This window comes from Nocardia sp. NBC_01730, from assembly GCF_035920445.1.
Classification (GTDB): Bacteria; Actinomycetota; Actinomycetes; order Mycobacteriales; family Mycobacteriaceae; genus Nocardia.
The window spans coordinates 6,186,896-6,205,389 of sequence record NZ_CP109162.1; the positions used below are offsets into that span (position 1 = coordinate 6,186,896).

Annotated in this window: 18 protein-coding genes, 3 tRNA genes and 1 pseudogene; 12 read left to right on the forward strand and 10 right to left on the reverse strand. The window is 67.1% G+C overall.

What is annotated here, in order from left to right; genetic code table 11:
• Window positions 1-9: 9 nt before the first annotated feature.
• Window positions 10-765: pseudogene (gene rsgA, locus OHB12_RS25875) on the reverse strand (ribosome small subunit-dependent GTPase A); the annotation flags it as partial.
• Window positions 766-838: 73 nt separating this feature from the next.
• Here rsgA and OHB12_RS25880 point away from each other — a divergent pair.
• Window positions 839-1,093, forward strand: coding sequence for a type II toxin-antitoxin system Phd/YefM family antitoxin (locus OHB12_RS25880; protein WP_327111512.1), 255 nt, complete (start codon window positions 839-841; stop codon window positions 1,091-1,093).
• Window positions 1,090-1,347 carry a Txe/YoeB family addiction module toxin gene (locus OHB12_RS25885; protein ID WP_327111514.1) on the forward strand — a complete coding sequence of 86 codons (258 nt, stop codon included), beginning with the start codon at window positions 1,090-1,092 and terminating at the stop codon, window positions 1,345-1,347. The genes OHB12_RS25880 and OHB12_RS25885 overlap by 4 nt, the downstream gene beginning before the upstream one ends.
• 36 nt (window positions 1,348-1,383) lie before the next feature.
• On the opposite strand, the gene glfT1 is transcribed toward OHB12_RS25885, so the two are convergent.
• The 4 genes from glfT1 to OHB12_RS25905 form a co-directional block, all read right to left on the reverse strand.
• Complete coding sequence (gene glfT1, locus OHB12_RS25890) at window positions 1,384-2,289, reverse strand: galactofuranosyltransferase GlfT1 (protein WP_327121461.1); 906 nt, start codon at window positions 2,287-2,289, stop codon at window positions 1,384-1,386.
• Window positions 2,290-2,417: 128 nt separating this feature from the next.
• A complete protein-coding gene (wzt, locus tag OHB12_RS25895; RefSeq protein ID WP_327111516.1) occupies window positions 2,418-3,254 on the reverse strand; it encodes a galactan export ABC transporter ATP-binding subunit Wzt/RfbE in 837 nt (278 codons plus the stop codon).
• An 11-nt stretch (window positions 3,255-3,265) separates the two neighbouring features.
• A complete protein-coding gene (gene wzm / locus OHB12_RS25900) occupies window positions 3,266-4,147 on the reverse strand; it encodes a galactan export ABC transporter permease subunit Wzm/RfbD (RefSeq protein ID WP_442799847.1) in 882 nt (293 codons plus the stop codon).
• A 226-nt stretch (window positions 4,148-4,373) separates the two neighbouring features.
• Window positions 4,374-4,979 carry a bacterial proteasome activator family protein gene (locus tag OHB12_RS25905; RefSeq protein ID WP_327111518.1) on the reverse strand — a complete coding sequence of 202 codons (606 nt, stop codon included), beginning with the start codon at window positions 4,977-4,979 and terminating at the stop codon, window positions 4,374-4,376.
• A 243-nt stretch (window positions 4,980-5,222) separates the two neighbouring features.
• Between OHB12_RS25905 and OHB12_RS25910 the strand changes: the two genes are divergently transcribed.
• Entirely contained in the window at window positions 5,223-6,425 is a 1,203-nt protein-coding gene (locus OHB12_RS25910) for a cysteine desulfurase-like protein (protein ID WP_327111520.1), read from the forward strand.
• Window positions 6,426-6,441: 16 nt separating this feature from the next.
• On the opposite strand, the gene OHB12_RS25915 is transcribed toward OHB12_RS25910, so the two are convergent.
• Window positions 6,442-7,446 carry an NAD(P)H-quinone oxidoreductase gene (locus OHB12_RS25915; protein ID WP_327111522.1) on the reverse strand — a complete coding sequence of 335 codons (1,005 nt, stop codon included), beginning with the start codon at window positions 7,444-7,446 and terminating at the stop codon, window positions 6,442-6,444.
• A gap of 98 nt (window positions 7,447-7,544) precedes the next feature.
• On the opposite strand from OHB12_RS25915, the gene OHB12_RS25920 reads away from it, so the two are divergent.
• From OHB12_RS25920 to OHB12_RS25930, 3 genes are all read left to right on the forward strand, one after another.
• Window positions 7,545-8,783 (forward strand): alpha-hydroxy-acid oxidizing protein, encoded by a 1,239-nt coding sequence (locus OHB12_RS25920; RefSeq protein WP_442799848.1) that lies wholly within the window; start codon window positions 7,545-7,547, stop codon window positions 8,781-8,783.
• A gap of 130 nt (window positions 8,784-8,913) precedes the next feature.
• Window positions 8,914-9,324, forward strand: a complete 411-nt coding sequence (locus tag OHB12_RS25925; RefSeq protein WP_327121467.1) for a MarR family winged helix-turn-helix transcriptional regulator — start codon at window positions 8,914-8,916, stop codon at window positions 9,322-9,324.
• Between the two features lie 24 nt (window positions 9,325-9,348).
• A tRNA-Ser gene (locus OHB12_RS25930) sits at window positions 9,349-9,433 on the forward strand.
• Here the strand turns inward: OHB12_RS25930 and OHB12_RS25935 are convergent.
• Window positions 9,415-10,506, reverse strand: coding sequence for a nitric oxide synthase oxygenase (locus OHB12_RS25935; protein WP_442799849.1), 1,092 nt, complete (start codon window positions 10,504-10,506; stop codon window positions 9,415-9,417). The genes OHB12_RS25930 and OHB12_RS25935 overlap by 19 nt on opposite strands.
• 500 nt (window positions 10,507-11,006) lie before the next feature.
• On the opposite strand from OHB12_RS25935, the gene OHB12_RS25940 reads away from it, so the two are divergent.
• Window positions 11,007-12,038, forward strand: a complete 1,032-nt coding sequence (locus OHB12_RS25940) for a HoxN/HupN/NixA family nickel/cobalt transporter (RefSeq protein ID WP_327121469.1) — start codon at window positions 11,007-11,009, stop codon at window positions 12,036-12,038.
• Between the two features lie 85 nt (window positions 12,039-12,123).
• The gene (locus OHB12_RS25945) at window positions 12,124-13,197 is read left to right on the forward strand and encodes an alpha/beta hydrolase (RefSeq protein WP_327111526.1); all 1,074 of its coding nucleotides are present in this window, start codon (window positions 12,124-12,126) and stop codon (window positions 13,195-13,197) included.
• On the opposite strand, the gene hisC is transcribed toward OHB12_RS25945, so the two are convergent.
• Window positions 13,194-14,273 carry a histidinol-phosphate transaminase gene (hisC, locus tag OHB12_RS25950; RefSeq protein WP_327111528.1) on the reverse strand — a complete coding sequence of 360 codons (1,080 nt, stop codon included), beginning with the start codon at window positions 14,271-14,273 and terminating at the stop codon, window positions 13,194-13,196. The genes OHB12_RS25945 and hisC overlap by 4 nt on opposite strands.
• Before the next feature lie 118 nt (window positions 14,274-14,391).
• Between hisC and OHB12_RS25955 the strand changes: the two genes are divergently transcribed.
• The 3 genes from OHB12_RS25955 (at window position 14,392) to OHB12_RS25965 (ending at window position 15,385) form a co-directional block, all read left to right on the forward strand.
• Window positions 14,392-15,099, forward strand: a complete 708-nt coding sequence (locus OHB12_RS25955; RefSeq protein ID WP_327111530.1) for a dienelactone hydrolase family protein — start codon at window positions 14,392-14,394, stop codon at window positions 15,097-15,099.
• 88 nt (window positions 15,100-15,187) lie between these two features.
• Window positions 15,188-15,277, forward strand: a tRNA-Ser gene (locus OHB12_RS25960).
• A 35-nt stretch (window positions 15,278-15,312) separates the two neighbouring features.
• Window positions 15,313-15,385, forward strand: a tRNA-Arg gene (locus tag OHB12_RS25965).
• A gap of 174 nt (window positions 15,386-15,559) precedes the next feature.
• On the opposite strand, the gene OHB12_RS25970 is transcribed toward OHB12_RS25965, so the two are convergent.
• Both OHB12_RS25970 and OHB12_RS25975 read right to left on the reverse strand, forming a co-directional pair.
• Window positions 15,560-16,285 (reverse strand): maleylpyruvate isomerase family mycothiol-dependent enzyme, encoded by a 726-nt coding sequence (locus OHB12_RS25970; RefSeq protein WP_327111532.1) that lies wholly within the window; start codon window positions 16,283-16,285, stop codon window positions 15,560-15,562.
• 142 nt (window positions 16,286-16,427) lie between these two features.
• Window positions 16,428-16,820 (reverse strand): RidA family protein, encoded by a 393-nt coding sequence (locus tag OHB12_RS25975; protein WP_327111534.1) that lies wholly within the window; start codon window positions 16,818-16,820, stop codon window positions 16,428-16,430.
• A 129-nt stretch (window positions 16,821-16,949) separates the two neighbouring features.
• Here OHB12_RS25975 and OHB12_RS25980 point away from each other — a divergent pair, with 129 nt between their 5' ends.
• Window positions 16,950-18,488 carry an esterase-like activity of phytase family protein gene (locus OHB12_RS25980; RefSeq protein WP_327111536.1) on the forward strand — a complete coding sequence of 513 codons (1,539 nt, stop codon included), beginning with the start codon at window positions 16,950-16,952 and terminating at the stop codon, window positions 18,486-18,488.
• Window positions 18,489-18,494: the final 6 nt, after the last annotated feature.

An 18,494-nucleotide genomic window follows, 5' to 3' on the forward strand; every position in this document is an offset into this window, starting at 1 on the left:
CGGACGTAATCAGCGCCGCGAGTTCCGCTCCTGGTTCAGCCTGCGCTGCTGCTTGGTGATGCCCCGCCAGGCCTTTTCGCGTTCGGCCTGCAGCCGCTTGTCGGTACGCGCCTGGATCCACTCGTTCTCCCGCGCGAGTTTGTGATAGCTGGCGAGTCGTCGCTGGGGCGGCGCACCGGTATCGACCGCATCCAGCACCGCGCACCCGGTTCGCTGGGATACGCGCAATCGCCGAAACAGCATTGTGCGGCAAGGGATTCGATGTCACTGAAGGTTCTCGATCCCTTCGGAAGCATCCCACAGCCCGACGCCGCGCAGCCCGGGCGTATCGATCAGCGTGCCGCCGCCGGGCAGCGGACGCAGATCCCGATGCACCGTGGTGTGCCTGCCCTTCTTATCCGCCGCACGGACTGCGTTGGTGGCGAACGCCTCTGCGCCGAGCAGCGCGTTGGCGAGGGTGGACTTCCCAGCATCGGAGGGCCCGATCAGGGCGACAGTGCCGTCGAGCATCGCGACCAGCACGTCGAGTCCCGCACCGCTGGACGCGCTGACCGCCGGCGCGACCGCCCGCACGTCGTCGAGCGGAATGTCGGTCGCGGCATCCGCCTTCGTGAGCAGCACGATCGGCTGGGCGTTGCTCTCCCAGGCCAGCGCGCGCATGCGCTCTATCCGGCCGAGATGGATATCGCCGTCGGCCGCGGTACAGATCAGCACGGTGTCGACGTTGGCGGCGAGCACCTGGCCGTGAGAGCGCCCGGAAGCCGCCCACTGCGGCCGAATCCTTTCGCGTCGAGCCGCTGATATCGAAACTTGTACAGCAGTGCCGTACAATTTTTGTATGAGGATACAGACCTACAGCGAGACTCGTGCGCACCTAGCCGAGACGCTGACCAGCATCATCGAAGATCAGGACGAAGTGGTTATCACCCGCGCTGGGCAGGAGCCCGTCGTCATGCTGCCGCTCTCCGAATACGAGTCGATCAAGGAAACCGCCTACCTGCTGCGGTCTCCTGCCAATGCTCGACGGCTTCGTGAGGCAATCGCGCGCGTGGAAGCCGGGCAAGCCGAACCGCATGAGCTGATCGAAGAATGATCATTGCCTGGGACGAAGACGCCTGGGACTCATACCTGTGGTGGCAGACGCAAGACAAGGCCAGGATCAAACGCATCAACGCTCTGATCGCCGACATCATGCGCAACGGTAATGAGGGAATCGGTAAACCTGAACCACTTCGTCACGAGCTCTCGGGCTACTGGTCGCGGCGCATCAACGACGAACACCGCTTGGTCTACCGAATCGACAGTGACACCGTCACGATCATTGCGTGCCGATACCACTACCGTTGACGTGCGCTGACTTGTGTAGGTGTCGGAAGCGGTGAGTTAATCAGGCTTGCCGAATTGTTCGTGGCGGCCGAGCGAGCGTAGGTGGAACCATTCGCGCAGGCCGGCGGGGTCGCGGCGGGTAACGAGGAAGAACCAGGAGAAGCGGACCCATTCTTGGGGGAGGAGCTTGCGCATACCGGGCTGGGACATCAGATAGCCGCGGTTGCGGTAGGTGAAGTAGCGCTTCACCGGATCTTCCGGGTACTGGGTGTGCATGCGGCCGCCGAGGATCGGCTTGAACTCGGCCGCGCCGTTGGGGTGCAGGTACGCCGTCTGCAGGCAGGTGCCGAAGGGGAGGCCGGAGCGGACCAGGCGGCGATGCACCTCGACCTCGTCGCCGCGGACGAACAGACGCAGGTCGGGAACTCCGATCACGTCGACAGCCTTCGCCGAGATCAGCGCGCCGTTGAACAGGGAGGCGATGCCCGGCAGGAAATCCTCGTCGCCGAGTTCGGAGCGCAGCCGCCGCCAGACCACACCCCTGCGCAGCGGAAAGGCGAGCCGGTCGGGTTCGTCGATGTCGCAGACCACGGGCGACACCTCGACCAGCCCGTGCCGGTCCGCGCAGTCCAGCAGGGTGGACAAGACGTCCGCGCCTTCGGGCCTGCCGTCGTCGTCGGCGAGCCACACCCAGTCCGCGCCGATACTCAGCGCGTGCAGCATGCCGAGCGCGAACCCGCCCGCGCCGCCGAGGTTGTGCGCCGAGCCGAGGTAGGTGGATTCGACCGGTTGGTCGCGCACCAGATCGGCGACTTCCGGTTCGTTGCCGTTGTCGATCACGATCAGGTGATTCACCGGCCGTGATTGGGAAGTAACGACTTTCAGTGACTCGGCGAGCAGCTCACGGCGCTTGTGCGTGACGACGACGGCCACGATGCGGGCGCCAGGCCCGGTGCCGGGCATCGCCGCACCGGCGGCCTGCGCGGGCGCGCCGCCGTCCTCGCCCGCCACGGCGCCGGAGCCATCCGGCACGGAGCCGACCCGGGCCTGCGCCCCTGCATCGATCGGGGTGTCCTGCCCGGCCGGCTCACTCATGCCTGATTCCGCTCCAGTTCTCGTTCGGTTCCGATAGCCCGTTCGGCTTCCATTTCGCGCAGCACGGTGGCGACGTGATTCCCCGCGTCCGGACCTTCATACGCTCGCACCACTTCCTCGATACCGCCACGCAATCGGATCTGCCCGTGATCGATCCACAGCGCGGAATCGCACAGTTGCGCGAGAAATTCATTGGAATGGCTGGCGAAAACCAGAATGCCCGATCGCGCGACCAAGGACTGCAACCGGATTCTGGCCTTCTTCATGAATTCGGCATCCACTGCGCCGATGCCCTCGTCGAGCAGAAGGATCTCCGGATCGATCGAGGTCACTACGCCCATCGCGAGGCGAACCCGCATGCCGGTGGAATAGGTGCGCAGCGGCATGGACAGATATTCCCCGAGTTCGGTGAAATCGGCGATCTCATCGATTTTCGACAGCATCTGCTTGCGTGTCTGCCCGAGGAAGAGTCCACGGATGATGATGTTCTCGTAACCGGAGATCTCCGGGTCCATGCCGACACCGAGATCGAATACCGGCGCCACCCTGCCGCGGATGCGCGCGCTGCCGCGGGAGGGTTCGTAGATGCCCGCGAGCAGCCGCAGCAGCGTCGATTTGCCCGCGCCGTTGTGCCCGACCAGGCCGATCCGGTCGCCCTCTTTCAGTGCGAGGTTGATGTCGCGCAACGCCTCGACCACGACGACGTCGGACTGGTTGCGCCCGATCGCGCCGCCCGCCTTGCCGAGGAACGCTTTCTTCAACGACCGCGATTTGGCGTCGAAGATCGGGAATTCGACCCACGCCTGCTGGGTTTCGATACTCACACGACTCATCGGGGGCGCTCCTATACCCAGTACGGCACGCGCGAACGGTACTGCTTCATGGCGAAGATCGCCACGATCCAGCCCACCAGTGTGATCGCGCCGACGACCACCCAGTGCCGCAGCTCCTGCGGTTCGCCGAGCAGCGGTGCCCGGACGATTTCGAGATAGTGGAACGTCGGTACGAGTTCGGCAAGCCGGGCGCGGTCGCCAGTGCCCATCTGCGATTGCAGGGTCTTGGTCGTCCACATCACCGGGGTGAGCACGAACAGCATCAGGGTGGTGCTGCCGAGAATGGGCGCGATATCGCGGTAGCGGGTGCTGAAAATGCCGAACACGATCGACACCCACATGGAATTCAGGAACAGCAGTACGATGGCCGGAATCGCGAGGAGACTCGACCAGCCCAGGTTCTTCCAGACGCCGAAGGCCGCCAGCATCACCAAATAGATGACCATGTTGTGCGCGAAGAACAGCAGCTGCCGCCACACCAATCGGTACACGTGCACGCTCAGCGCCGAGGGCAGCTGTTTGATCAGGCCCTCGTTAGCGATGAAGACGTCCGAGCCCTCCAGAATGCTCGCGCTGATGACGTTCCAGATGATGAGCCCGACCGTCACGTACGGCAGGTACTCCCGCAGCGGCTGGCCGAGCAGCGCCGCGTACAGAATGCCCATCGCCGTGGCCTGCAGGCCGGTGGCGATGGTGATCCAGAACGGGCCGAGCACCGAGCGCCGGTAGCGCTGCTTGATGTCCTGCCAGCCGAGCGACAACCACAGCTCGCGCTGGGCGAATCCGCCGGCGAAGTCCTGGAACGCGCGCCGGAACGTCTGGGAGTCCGACACGATCTTTGCCGCGGTCGCCCCGGCGGTCGCGGGCTGCACCTCCGGTGTAGCCGCGCTCACCGGATCCTCCCGCGAGTCGTCGCCGGAACGCACCGTGCGCTCGGGCGATGGGGTCGGTGAGCTGTCATCTGAAAACGCTTGGTCATCGGAACCAATTGAGCTCTCTTCAGGACGCACCGCACTCGGTTCGGATACCGAGTCGGAGCGAGCGGCAGCGGCGGGCACGGTGCGACACTACCCTTGCGGCTTCCCGCCGACCCGCGTGGCACACGCGGGTCGGGTGGTGTCAGAGGTACTGACCGGAACCGCCGGTGACATGATTGGGATGGCCGCCGCGCGGGTCGGCGGCATGGACGCCGGGCGGCAGCGCGCCTTGGCGCATCTGCTCGAGCTGTGCCCGTGCGGCCATCTGCTGTGCGAACAGTGCGGTCTGGATGCCGTGGAACAGGCCCTCCAGCCAGCCGACCAGCTGTGCCTGTGCGATCCGTAGCTCGGCGTCGGTCGGGACGGCGTCATCGGTGAACGGCAGCGTGAGCCGCTCGAGCTCCTCGCGCAGCTCGGGGGCGAGGCCCTGTTCCAGCTCGCGCACCGAGGACTTGTGGATCTCCTTGAGTCGGCTGCGGCTGGCGTCGTCGAGCGGAGCCGCGCGCACCTCCTCCAGCAGCTGCTTGATCATGGTGCCGATCCGCATGACCTTCGCGGGTTGCTCGACCATGTCGGCGAGCGATTCGCCGGAATCGTCACTGCCGTCCGAGTCGTCTTTCTTGTCGTCATCGGTCACCACCTGAGCGGTGAAGGGCGCCCCCGATCCGGCCCCCGCTGGGAGGATCAGTGGCCTGCCGTCCGGTCCGACAACGACGATGTGGTCCGGTGCCTCATCCGAGTGCGTCATGACCCCTATCATGTCGCGTTCGCTCCGAACACGCTAAGCGGGTGGCCCCGGCTCCGGGTGGTCGGCCGGGGTTGCCCGGTCCGCCTTACGGCGCGGCGATGGCGTTCTATCCTGTCCGGGTCGTGTGGTTCGGATTTGTCGAAAGTCGGTTGCCATGCTGAGTCCCAGGTCACTGTGCTCCCGCCGGAATGCGGAGGGGAACGTGGTTATACAGGCTCGCCCGCTGCCCTTAGAGTGGCCAACATGACATACGACGTCGCGAGGGTTCGGGGCCTGATACCGTCCCTGGGCGACGGTTGGATCCATCTCGACCCGCAAGCGGGCATGCTGGTTCCGGATGCGGTATCTCGTGCTGTCTCAACAGGTTTCCGAACTTCGTCATTCTCGCATATCGGGCGCCACGGCGCCGCCGTGCGTAGCGCCGCGATTCTGGACGCGGCCCGTGAGGCGGTGGCGGACCTGGTCGGCGGTGATCCGGCGGGCGTCGTGCTCGGCCCCGACCGGGCGGTCTTGTTGGCCTGGCTCGCCGAATCGCTCAGCTCGCGGCTCGGGCTCGGCACCGGCATCGTGCTGTCCCGGTTGGACGACGAGGCCAACGTCGCGCCGTGGCTGCGCATCGCCAACCGCTACGGCGCGCACGTGCGCTGGGCCGAGGTCGAGATCGAGACCTGCGAGATGCCGTCCTGGCAGTTCGAGGAGCTCATCGGGCCCACCGCGCGATTGGTGGCGCTTACCGCCGCCTCGCCGATCGTCGGCTCCGCACCCGCCGTCCGGGTGGCCGCGGACCGGGTGCACGAGGTGGGCGGCCTGCTGGTGGCCGACGCGTTCGGCGCGGCGCCCTACGCGCTGATCGACATCGAAGAACTGAACGCCGACGTGGTCGCGCTGAGCGCACCGGCATGGGGCGGCCCGCAGATCGGCGCGCTGGTATTTCGTGACCCGGCGTTTCTGGACCGGATTCCCTCGATGTCGTTGAACCCCTATGCCAAGGGTGCTGAGCGACTCGAGGTGGGCGGGCACCAGTACGCGCTGCTCGCCGGGCTGACCACCTCGATCGACTTTCTCGCCGGGCTCGACGACCGCACACACGGCACCAGGCGCGAGCGCCTGGAAATGTCGATCACCTCGCTGCAGGACTACCACGACCAGCTGTTCGAGCACCTGATGGACGTGCTGGACAGGATCCCGAACCTCACCGTGATCGGGCGCGCTTCCACCCGAATTCCCACCGTCAGTTTCACTCTCGCGGGCATGCAGGCCGAGAAAGTCGCGGCCAAACTGGCCGACAACCGGATCGGCACGCTGAGCGGGGTGCACGGCGGCAGCAGGCTGCTCGACGCGCTGGGTGTCAACGACGAGGGCGGCGCGGTGACCATCGGCCTCGCGCCCTACACCACCAGGTTCGAGATCGATCAGCTCGGCAGGGCGCTCGTGACGCTGGAGTGATCGGCGGACGCAGCGTTCAGAGTTCTTTCACCCGTAGCACCACTTTGCCGAACACCGCACCGGAGTCCAGCTGCCGATGCGCCTCGGCAGCTTCGTCGATCGGCAGCTCGGCGCCGATGACCGGCACGACGGTGCCGTCGGCGATCAACGGCCACAGGTGCCGGTGCAGTTCCGCGACGATCGCCGCCTTACCGCCTATGCCGGTCGCGGGTCTCGCGCGCACGTTCGTTGCGTGGACGGTGCCCCACTTCCGCAGCAGCGCAGCGAGATTCAGTTCGGCGCTGACCCCGCCCTGCATGCCGATCACGATCAGCTGTCCGTGTTCGGCCAGCGCGTCGGCATTGCGCGCCAGGTAGGCCGCGCCCATGTTGTCGAGGATGATGTCGGCGCCAGTGCCGCCCGCGCCCGACGCCGCCGCGCGCACCGCCGCGACGAAATCGTCCTCCCGGTAGTTGATCAGCACGCTCGCCCCGAGTTCCGCGCAGCGCGCCAGCTTCTCGGCCGAACCTGCGGTCACCGCGACGCGTGCACCCAGCGCCCTGGCCACCTGGATGGCGTGCGTGCCCACCCCGCCGCCGCCACCGTGGATCAACACCAGCTGGTTCGCGTGCAGCCCCGCGGTCATCACCAGGTTCGACCACACAGTGGCCGCGACTTCGGGCAGTCCGGCCGCCGCGCCCAGGTCGAGGCTGTCCGGAACCGGAAGCACCTGCGTCACGGGGACCACGACCCGTTCGGCGTAACCGCCGCCGGACAACAGCGCGCACACCCGGTCGCCGACCTGCCAATCGCGCACTCCGTCGCCGAGCTCGGCGACGACGCCGGAACATTCGAGGCCGATGATCTCGCTGGCGCCCGGAGGGGGTGGGTAGTGGCCTTGGCGCTGCAACAGGTCGGCGCGGTTGACGCCGGCCGCGGCCACCTCGATCAGCATCTCACCGTGCCCGGGCGTCGGACCGGCGGCCTCGGCCCACTGCATCACCTCTGGTCCGCCGAAACCGGTCAGGTTGATAGCACGCACCGTGCCATAGTGCTCCGGCCGTCCAGATGACTGCGCGCGGACCCCCGGCTCGGCGGGCGAACAGCGGTCGGGCGGGTTGCCGCGGGGCGGGAAAACAGGTGAAACACAATCTGGCGAGCAGGCTGCGGCTACCGCAGCCAGGGACTACCGTTCGGTTGGTGAGCGGCGGTTTCATCGAATTTCAGAACGAGATCTACCTCGGCGGCCTCGGTGGCGCGGTGCCCGAATTGCCCATGACCGCTGCGGGTTTGGAGCAACACGCGCGGGAGCAGCTGGCCCCGGCGGCGTTCGCCTATGTGGCGGGCAGCGCGTCGGCCGAACGCACCGCAGCGGCCAACCGGTCCGCCTTCGACCGATACCGAATCCTGCCGCGGATGCTGCGCGGCACCACCGGGCCAGGCGCACGCGATCTGTCGGTGGAGGTGCTCGGGACGCGGCTGGCAGCTCCGGTGCTCACCGCGCCGATCGGTGTCCTCGAGCTGCTGCACGAGGGCGGCGAGGTGATCGCCGCGGAGGTGACCAAAGAACTCGGTATCGGCACGGTGCTGTCCACTGCGGCCTCATCGACTATCGAAGACGTCGGCGCGGCGGCCGGAGCGTGGTGGTATCAGCTGTACTGGCCCGCTGACGACGAATTGGCCCGTTCGTTCGTCCGGCGGGCCGAACGCGCGGGCGCGAAGGCGATCGTGGTCACCGTCGACACCCCGACCCTCGGCTGGCGTCCGCGCGATCTGGAGCTGGCGCACCTGCCGTTCCTGCACGGCAAAGGCATCGCCAACTACCTCTCCGATCCGGTGTTCCGGGCCAAGTTGCCTTCCCCGCCGGAGGAGAGCGAGGAGGCCATGCGGGTGGCGATCCTCACCTGGGTGGGACTGTTCGGTAACCACACGCTGCGGCATGCGGACCTCGCACGCTTGCGCGAGTGGACCGACCTGCCGATAGCGGTGAAGGGCATCTTGCACCCCGACGACGCGCGCCAAGTGGTCGACGCGGGCGTCGACGCGGTGGTGGTGAGCAACCACGGCGGCCGCCAGGTGGACGGGTCGATCGCTGCGCTGGACGCCTTGCCCGCGGTGGTCGCCACCGTCGGCGACCGCGCCGACGTGCTGTTCGACTCGGGCGTGCGCACCGGCTCCGACGTGATCGTCGCGCTGGCGCTGGGCGCCAAGGCGGTGCTGTACGGGCGGCCGTGGGCCTACGGGCTCGGTATCGCGGGCGCCGCGGGCATGCGACACGCGCTGCGTTCGCTGCTCGCCGATTTCGACTCGGTGCTCGGCCTCTCCGGGTGTGCCGATATTGCCGCGGTGAGCCGCTCGCTCGTCTCCACTGTGCGCTGACCTGCGTTACTCGTCATTCCCGCAGTTCGCCGGGCATAGAATAACGACCGTGCATCCCGAACCAAGCGTTCGTGTGCTGGTCGAACCACAATGGCTCACGCCTGCGCAACAGCGCGCATGGCGGGCGTACATGGACGGCCACATGCGACTGATGACGGCATTGAACCGGCAGCTGCAGCGTGACAGCGACCTGAGCGTCGCCGAGTACCGGATCCTGGTCCTGCTCTCTGAGGCCCCAGGCCACTCGCTCCGGATGAGCGAGCTGGCCGACGGCGTGTTGTCTTCGCGCAGCAGGCTGACCCATCAGATCCGGCGGCTCGAGGACCAGCGCATGGTGCGCCGCAGCACCTGCATCGAGGACGGCCGCGGCGTACTCGCCGAACTCACCGACGAGGGCCTGCGCCGCCTGGAAGCCGCCGCCCCCGGCCATGTCGATGCCGTCCGCCGCGATTTCATCGATTTGCTCAGTCCGGCCCAGCTCGAGGTGATAGCCGACGTCTTCGGACGCGTCGATGAGGAAATCGGAACGCGGCCCGGCTGAACGGTCCGCTACGATCGGTTGCCTGGAGACGTGGCAGAGCGGCCGAATGCACTCGCCTTGAAAGCGAGCGTCGCGAGAGCGACCGGGGGTTCAAATCCCTCCGTCTCCGCTGAAGTCCCGTCGGACGAAGTTGGGACGGATGTCCAAATCGGGCGGGTCGTAGTAGCGGTGGAAGGTCGGGGTCAGCCCGGAGGAGATGGGTGGGTTGATCCAGGTCCAGTCGGTCGGGCAGGCGCGGCCCTCCGCCTCCTCGCGCTTGACGTGGTCGCAGAACTGTTTGGCCACGGTGTGGTGGTCGACGATGTAGACGCCCGCCCTGCGGAAGCTGTAGAGCACCGCGCGATTGAGTTCGACCAGTGCCTGATCGCGCCACAGGTTTCGCTCGGATCCGGTGTCCAGGCACATCATTTCGGCGATCAGCGGGAGCATGTTGTAGCGGTTGGTGTCGCTGAGGTTGCGCGCACCGATCTCCGCGCCCAGGTACCAGCCGTTGAACGGCGCGAGCGGATAGGTCATCCCGCCGACCTCGAGATTCATATTCGACACCGCGGGCAGTGCGTGCCAGCGCAGGCCGAGCTCGGCGAACCAGTCGAACTCCGGATGCTCCAATTCCACCTCGCGCGCGAGCTCCGGCGGGATGTCGAACCACTGTATCGGCTCGTCGGGGGTGCTGATCAGCAGCGGAAGGATGTCGAAGGGTGTTCCGGCACCGCGCCATCCGAGTTCGGTGGCGAACTCGGTGAGCCTGATATTGGCGGCGTCACCGATGACCGTTCCGTCTCCGTTGCGGTAACCCGCGTAGCGGATGAGCTGGGAATTGATGATGTGGAACTCGCGTCCGTCCGGCTGGCGCGGCGGGCCGACGGTGATCATCGACTGGATGGCGCCGCCGTTGGTGGCCATCTGCAGGTGCTGCCAGCAGACCTCGGCCAGGTCGCGCGCGGACCGTACGCGTCGGGCATCCAGCAATTTCAAGGAGCGCCAATGCTTTCGGCCGACGCAGCGGGCGTGATTACGCCAGGCGAGCTTGGCTCCGATGAGGATCTCCTCGGCGGTCTGTAGATAGCCGCCGGTCTGTTCGAGCTGCTCCAGCGCGGCGCGGCGACGCTGGGGAACCAGGTGTGCCAGCTCGGGCAGCCGGAAGAATTCGTCGCATTCCTGCATCCGGCGCTTCAGATCCATACTGAAAGGCTTTGTGTCCGGAATCTTCTCGATTGATGACATGGGTAACACGTGATTCACGTTTTTCTCCGGTCGGGCAGAGGTGCTGCGGTGCAACAGACGAGTTCGAGCAGAGAATTCGCGCGGTTGGGCACCTGCCTTCGCACGTGGCCCGCGCAGGCGTGCGTTACGAGGATGCCACAAATTAGCCTTCGCCCGGGGATTGCCCGGAAAGCGGTGGCCTTCCGCGGCTACGTACCGAGCGGCCGGTCCGCTTGCCGCGAGTGTGTGCAGCGAGATGACCTCGGTGCCGATGGTGCGGATACGACATTATGCCCGTCCTTTTCATGCCGGGAAGCGGCCCGGCGTTCAGCGTACGGCTGGTGTGCTGGCCGTGTGCCGCGATTTGCCTGATTTGCTGGATCGGCCCATGTCGGGGCCTGAATCAGGCTGTGTCGAGTAGCGTTGACCTGATCTGCTTTTCGAGGGTGGAGGGTTTACTCGTGCGCGGTGTCATCGGGATGGCGATTACCGTTGTCGCCCTTCATATCGTCGGTTGGGGGACGTTGCTGCTGTTCGTGGCGCCCGGTCATTACCACGTTCAGGGGGCGGTGTTCGGTGTCGGGCTCGGCGTGACGGCGTACACGTTGGGCATGCGGCACGCGTTCGACGCCGACCACATCGCCGCGATCGACAACACCACGCGGAAACTGGTGGCGGAGAACGGGAGACAAAGGGTTCAGACCGTAGGCTTCTGGTTCGCGCTCGGCCATTCCAGCGTGGTGTTCGTGCTCGTCGCGTTGCTCGCTTTCGGTGTCCGTGCGCTTGCGGCCGACCTGGGGGACGAGGACTCGGCGCTGCAACAGTGGACCGGGCTGTGGGGCACCAGCGTGTCCGGCACCTTCCTGATCCTGATCGGCCTGCTGAATCTGGCCTCGCTGGTGGGAATCTGGCGGGTGTTCCGGCAGATGCGTCGCGGCGAGTTCGACGAGGCGCAATTGGAGCGTCAGCTGAATAGTCGGGGGCTGCTGAACCGGGTGCTGCGGCCGGTGGTCGGCCTGGTCCGCGAGCCGAGGCACATGTTCCCGGTCGGGCTGCTGTTCGGTCTGGGTTTCGACACCGTCACCGAGGTCGGCCTGCTGGTGATCGCGGGCGGCGCCGCGGCGACCGGGCTGCCCTGGTATTCGATTCTCATACTGCCCGTGCTGTTTTCGGCGGGCATGGCGCTGTTCGACTCGCTGGACGGTTCGTTCATGAGCTACGCCTACGACTGGGCCTTCGCAAGGCCGGTGCGCAAGATCTACTACAACCTGGTGATCACCGGGCTGTCGGTGGCGGTCGCGCTGCTGATCGGAGGACAGGAGATCGTGTCGATCTTCGCCGAGAAGCTGGAGGTCGAATCGGGTGTCATCGGCTGGGTCGGGAACCTCGACCTGGGTGATCTCGGTTACATCATCGTGGGTCTCTTCGTGCTCACCTGGGCGGTCGCGATTGTCGTGTGGCGCTTGGCCGGAGTGGAACGACGCTGGCAAGACGGCCTCGCCGCGTCGTGAGCGCGGGGTTGCGGCCCGGCATGCCATTCCCCGACATGGCGACGGCCTCCGACCAGCAACCGACGTCTCTGGCAGGATGGTCCGCATGCTGGCTCGGCGCGGGGTGCGGCGTTGGGTTTCCAGCGCCCTGACAAGCGCCGCACTCGTTTCCGGTGCGGCGGTGTTCGGTGCTCCCCTGGTGGCGGCGGCCCCCCCGGCCCCTCCGCCGGTGAGCACCGGGTCCTCGGACGGCCCCGGTCCGGCCGAGCCGACCACCAAACAACCCTCGACGCCGACGATCAAGCGGATCGAGCCGATCAACGATCGGTGGCTGCGGGTCTTCGTCGCCTCGCCCGCGATGAGCCGTGAGGTCGAGGTGCAGGTGCTGCTGCCGCGCGATCAGTCCCACCCCCGTCCGACGGTGTACATGCTCGACGGTCGCAGTGCGGACGGCGACAGTAACAACTGGACCCGGCTCGGGCACGCGGACCGGTTCTACGCGGACAAAGACGTCAACGTCGTGCTCACCGTCGGCGGTCCGGCCAGCTTCTACGCCGACTGGCAGCGGCCCGACCCGGTGCTCGGCACAAACATGTGGGAGACGTTCCTGACCAAGGAGCTGCCCCCGCTCATCGACGCGAAGTTCAAAGGTAACGGGCGCAACGCGGTCATGGGCGTCTCGATGGGCGCCGAGGCCGCGATGATGCTCTCGTTCCGGCATCCCACGCTCTACACCGCCATCGGGGCGCACAGCGGGTGCTTCTCCACGGGCACCGACATCGGCCAGGCGCAGGCGCGCGCCGTGGTGGCCACCTACCAGGGTGAGCCGGACAACATGTTCGGCAAGCAGGACGACCCGGACTGGTTGGCCCACGATGTCACGCTGCACGCGGACGCGTTGCGTGGCAAGACGATCTACCTGTCGGTCGGCAGCGGCGTGCCCGGCGTGCACGACGTGCCCGGCACCCCCGACCTGGACGTGGTCAGTGCCATCGGCTTCGGCGGGCCGCTCGAGGCCGCGACCAACGCCTGCACCCGCAGGCTCGCCGACCGGCTTCGCAGTCTCGGTATTCCGGTGACCGCGCACTTCAGGGCGACCGGAACGCACTCATGGCCGTACTGGGAAGACGAGCTCGCCCTGTCCTGGCCGACGATCGCCGGCGCCATCGGCGTCCGCTAACCCAGGAACCGCGTGAGCACCTCGGGATCGGTGGCGAAGCCGAGGAACAGCTCGTTCTCGTGCGGGTCGCCGATGGTGACCCGCACGCCGTCGGTGCCGTACGGCCGCACCAGCACTCCCGCCTCCGCGCCTGCTTCGCCGTACTCCGCGCTGCGCTCGCCGAGCGGCAGCCAGACGAAGTTCGCCTCGCTCGGCGGCACCTGGTAGCCGGCGGTCACCAGCACGTCGCGTACCCGCTCGCGCTCGGTGACGAGAAGATTGGTGCGGTCCAGCAATTCGTGCCGTGCCTCCAGCGACGCGATCGCCGCTGCCTGCGCCACCTGGTTCACGCTGAACGGGATATGCACCTTCAGCAGCGCCGTGATCACCGCGGGATCGCCTACCGCGTAGCCGACCCGCAGCCCTGCCAGCCCGTACGCCTTGGAGAAGGTGCGCAGCACAACCACATTGGGCCGGGTCCTGCCGAGCTCGACGCCGTCCGGCCGGTCCTCGGGGGCCAGCCGCACGTACTCGTAGTAGGCCTCGTCCAGCACGACGAGCACGTGCGGCGGCACCGCGCCCAGGAACCGGATCAGCTCAGCCTTCCCGACGGCGGTGCCGGTCGGGTTGTTCGGGTTGCAGACGAAGATCAGCTTGGTCCGCTCGGTCACCGCCGCGGCCAGTGCGTCCAGATCGTGCTCCAGGTCCGCGGTGAGCGGGACCTGCACGGCGGTGGCGTTGCCTACCTTGGTCACGATCGGGTACGCCTCGAACGAGCGCCAAGCGAACAGCACTTCGTCGGTGGGTGCGGCGCAGGTGATCTGCACCAGCTCTTGGCACAGCGCAACGCTGCCGCAGCCGACCGCGACATTGGTGAATCCCACACCTAGGAAGTCTGCCAACGCCGTGCGCAGCTCGGTGACCTGATTGTCCGGATACCGGTTGGCCAGCTCGGCCGCCTCGGCGATGGCCTTGGCGGCGGCAGGCAGCGGACCGAAGGTGGTCTCGTTGCTGGCCAGTTTGACCGCGCCAGGACGGCTGCGGCCGGGGATGTACGCCGGGATCGAATCGAGGTCCGGCCGGATCTGCGGTGTCACACTCCGACCCTAGTCCGCGCGCCGGAAAGCCCGATCTGGTGTATCGGAAATTCTCTGGGCGATAGGCCCTCACAGGCAACTTCTACCGAATATCGGGAACTCGCCCTACGCTTGTTTCATGTCGGGCACCTACGACGATATGGCCCCGTTGCGGGGCGGCGATGTAGAAGAAGAGCGGTCAACTGCCCATGCGCAGGTGCCCATCACCGTAGTGGAGCCAGAGGGCAACGCCCGCGGCGGGATCGTGCTGCTGCACGAGTGCTGTGAGATCACCGGCGCCGTGCGTGACCTGATGAGCGCGCTGGCCAGTGAGGGTTGGACGGTCGTTGCACCCAACCTCTTACACCGGGTGGACGGTGAACCGGGGGGCGCGGTTTTCGGCGACCAGCTGTTCGACGACTTCGACGCCTGTTTCGACTGGCTCACCCGGCGCGGGGTATTTCCCGACACCGTCGGCGTGCTCGGCTTCGACTCCGCGGGAACCGCCGCTTTCCTGGTCGCCACCAACCGTCCAATCGGGGCCGCGGTGAGCGTCGCGGCGCCCGGCATTGTCGAGCCGCTCACCGACCAGGCCGACGCCTTGGTTCGCGCGGCCCCCAACCTGCAGGCGCCATGGCTCGGCCTGTTCGGCGCCGACGACCCGGCCACCCCGCCCGCCCAGGTCGACCAGCTGCGCGACGCGACCGCCCGCGCTGCGGTCGCGAGTCTGGTCGTCAGCTACCCGGGTCTGCATCACCGCGCCGACAGCCCGGAGGTCGACGACGACACCGATGCCGTCGCTTCGCAGACCAGGATCTTCGACTGGTTCGACAGTAACCTACGCTGACCAGCCGTTTTGTGATCTGAAGGGTGGCTCCTGTAACCTTGCTGCTCGGCGGTTCGAAAGGACCGGTGCCCTCGAAGAGAAGGCTCCAGGAGGCGTGCCAGAGCGGCCGAATGGGACTCACTGCTAATGAGTTGTCCCTTCACGGGGACCGGAGGTTCAAATCCTCTCGCCTCCGCCACGCCCGGGAAACTGGGTACAACTGAATAAACGCATGCGCCCGTAGCTCAACGGATAGAGCATCTGACTACGGATCAGAAGGTTGGGAGTTCGAGTCTCTCCGGGCGCACAACAAACAGAAGGCCCCTTTCCCGCAACGGGAGGGGCCTTCTCCCATGTTCCAGGCGGTACCCGCGTCCGACTGGGACTTCGCGAACCCCCGCAATCGCCTCAGCGGGGCCGGGGAACCGTCTCTCGGATGACGGTTGCGGCCTGCCTGGCCGTAGTTCACTGGGTGCGCGGCTCACTTCCAGGCAGGGAGGGGCGGCAGGGTTCCGGTCAGGTCGGTGCCGTCACTGCGACCGAGTAGCCAGGCGACCAGGGAGGCGGCGGGGCCGGAGATGGTGTGGGTGGTGTGGGTGGTGCCGATAGCGGCAGTGAAGTCGGCGTCGGTGGCGTGGATGGCGAACGGCTCGAGCGGGGTGCCGGCGGTGAGGCGGTTCAGGTCGGCGATTGCCTGGGGGAGGATGCGGGCGACGAAGGCGTCGGGCCAGTCGGATGGCTGGTAGCCCGCTTTCAGGTCGACGTGGTGGATCTCTACCTCCTGCAGGCGCATCCAGCGCACCTCGGTCGCCGGAATCGGGCGGCCCTGGCGAGTACGGACCTCCGCCTGCCAGGTGTCGTCGGTGAGGGAGCGGGCCAGGCCGAGCCAGCGGTTCGCGGCGGCCTCGTTGTCGGCGAGCTGCTCTGCCGACGGACGCGGTGCGCCTGCCTCGATGTCGTTGTCGCGGAGGAAAGTGCTGGCGTACTGCGGGATTTCGACGCCGGTGTGCGCCCACAGCAGCAGGTTCACCAGGCTGTCGGCGTTGCGAGCCAGGTGGGCGAGCACATGGCCCCGAGTCCAGCCGGGCAGCAGCGAGGGCTCCCCGACGGCTTGATCGCTGAGGCCACGGATAGTGTCGAGCAGCCGGGCGGTCGCCTCGGCGACGCTGTCGAGCGGCACGGGAGTCTGCGAAGCGGCGCGGTTCACGGTCCGACCCTAGCGCCGCTTGTTGCGAGTCCCGACGGTAGTCGAATGGTGGCCCAACGGGGGGCCGCATCGCCGCCATATCACTACGCTCGGCATTACCACTCTAAGGCCGGTTCCGGACACACGACCTAGTTTCCGCGGCTCAGTCGGGGACTATCGCGTCGGCTTCGATCTCCACCAGCAGAGCCGGGGTGATCAGGGCTTTGATCTCGTACATCGAGGCCGCGGGGCGGATCTTGTCGAATACCTCGGCGTGTGCCTCGGCGACCTGCGGCCAGCGCGCGATGTCGGTGACGAAGATGCGGGTGCGCACCACGTCGGCCAGGCTCGCACCTGCTTCGTTCAGCGCGGAGCCGATGCGGCGCAGGACTTCCCTGGTCTGCTCGCCGATATCGTCGCCCCCGACGGCGGTGCCGCCGGGCTCCGAGGCCGTGGTCCCGCTGACCGCGATGACGTTACCGAGCCGCACCGCCCGCGAGTAGCCGACGATATCTTCGAACTCCGAACCCGAGGAGATGTTCACGCGATCGCTCATGGCCACAGCATGGCACGGGCCGTCGATGCGCTGGAGTACGCCGAACCCTCACCCGGGTGTCGACCATTTTCCGGATCAACGCGATAGGCAGTGATGGTGAAAGCTCATTCTCGTCCACGAATTGCCGCCGTGGCCGTCCTGTGCGTCGGCGTGCTCGCCGCGGGCTGTTCGTCCGCGGACCGGGCCACCGACTTCACCGTGGCGAAGGACCAGCCGCTGGTGATCTCCCTGGACGACCTGCTGGCGAACACCGGAGGGAGCGCGGCGGTCGCGACGGCCGACCCAGCGCACGGCACGCTGAGCCGCCGTACCGACGGCGCGCTGGTCTACACGCCGGACGCGGGCTACACAGGTGCGGACAGCATCGAGGTGACCACTACCGACGCGGTGCGGTTGTACACCACCGACATTCCGCCCATCGGCGAGCTCGGCGGAACCACGGTGCAGGGCAGCGGTTTCGGGTCGGCATGGACGCCGGTGCCAGGCAGCACGGACGAGTTCTACGGGCTCACCGATCGCGGTCCGAACGTGGACGGGCCGGGCAAGAACGAGAAGATCGCACCGACACCGACTTTCGTGCCGAAGATCGGCCGTTTCCAGCTGGTCGGCAACCGTGCCGTGCTTCGCTCGGTCATCGAGTTGCATACCGCCGCAGGCGTTCCGTTCAACGGGCAGGTGGACGTCTCCGCGAGCACCGGCGAGACCATCAAAGATCTGGCCGGAAACGTGTTGCCCCCCACCGACCACGGTCTCGACCCGGAGGGGCTCGTCGCGCTGCCGGACGGCACGTTCTGGGTTTCCGACGAATACGGGCCGTTTCTGGTGCATTTCGACGCCAAGGGCGTCGAGCTCGAACGACTCGTCCCGGGACGAGGTCTGCCGAAAGAACTTTCGCTGCGCACGCCGAACCAGGGCATGGAGGGCCTGACCGTCACGCCGGACGGGGCCGCCCTTGTCGGTTTGATGCAAAGCGGCCTGAACACCCCGGGGCTGGCGGGGTCGGCCAGGGATGTGCCCGTAACCCGCATCGTCGCCGTGGATCTGAGGACCAAGGCGGTCAAGGAGTTCCTGCTCCCCCTGGAGAACCCGAAAAGCACGAAGGTCGCCGACTCGGAGATCACCGCGCTGAGCGCCACCACCTTCCTGGTCGATGAACGGGACGGCAACCCGGCGCCGAAGGCGGACAAGAAGCTGTGGACCGTGGACATCTCCGCCGCCACGGACATCGGCCCGGACTCGGAAGTCGACGGCGCGCAGTACGGCCGGGAGCGTGGCCTCCAGGTCGACGGCAAGCCGGTGGAGACGTTGGTCGGGACGGTCCCGACAGCCGAGGGCGTCGCAGCGCTGAGCAAGGCGGGCATCACCCCGGCCGTCAAGTCCGCGCACGTCGATCTCGGCGTGCTGGTCAGAACGCTGAATCCGGACGGAACGTTCTTCGGTCACGACAAGATCGAGGGCGTCGCCACCTCGGACGGCGGTAAGACCCTCTACATCGCCGACGACAGCGATTTCGGTCTGGCCGCGAGCACGGGCGAGCAGCCGCCGTTCGGGCTGAAGCCGAAGACGCTGCCCGGCGGCGTGCAGGACACCGGCGAGATCCTGTTCGTCGACACCGCGAAACTGCCCGCGCGCACCGAACGCCACACTGTTCGGCTGAAGGTCGGGTAGTAGGCG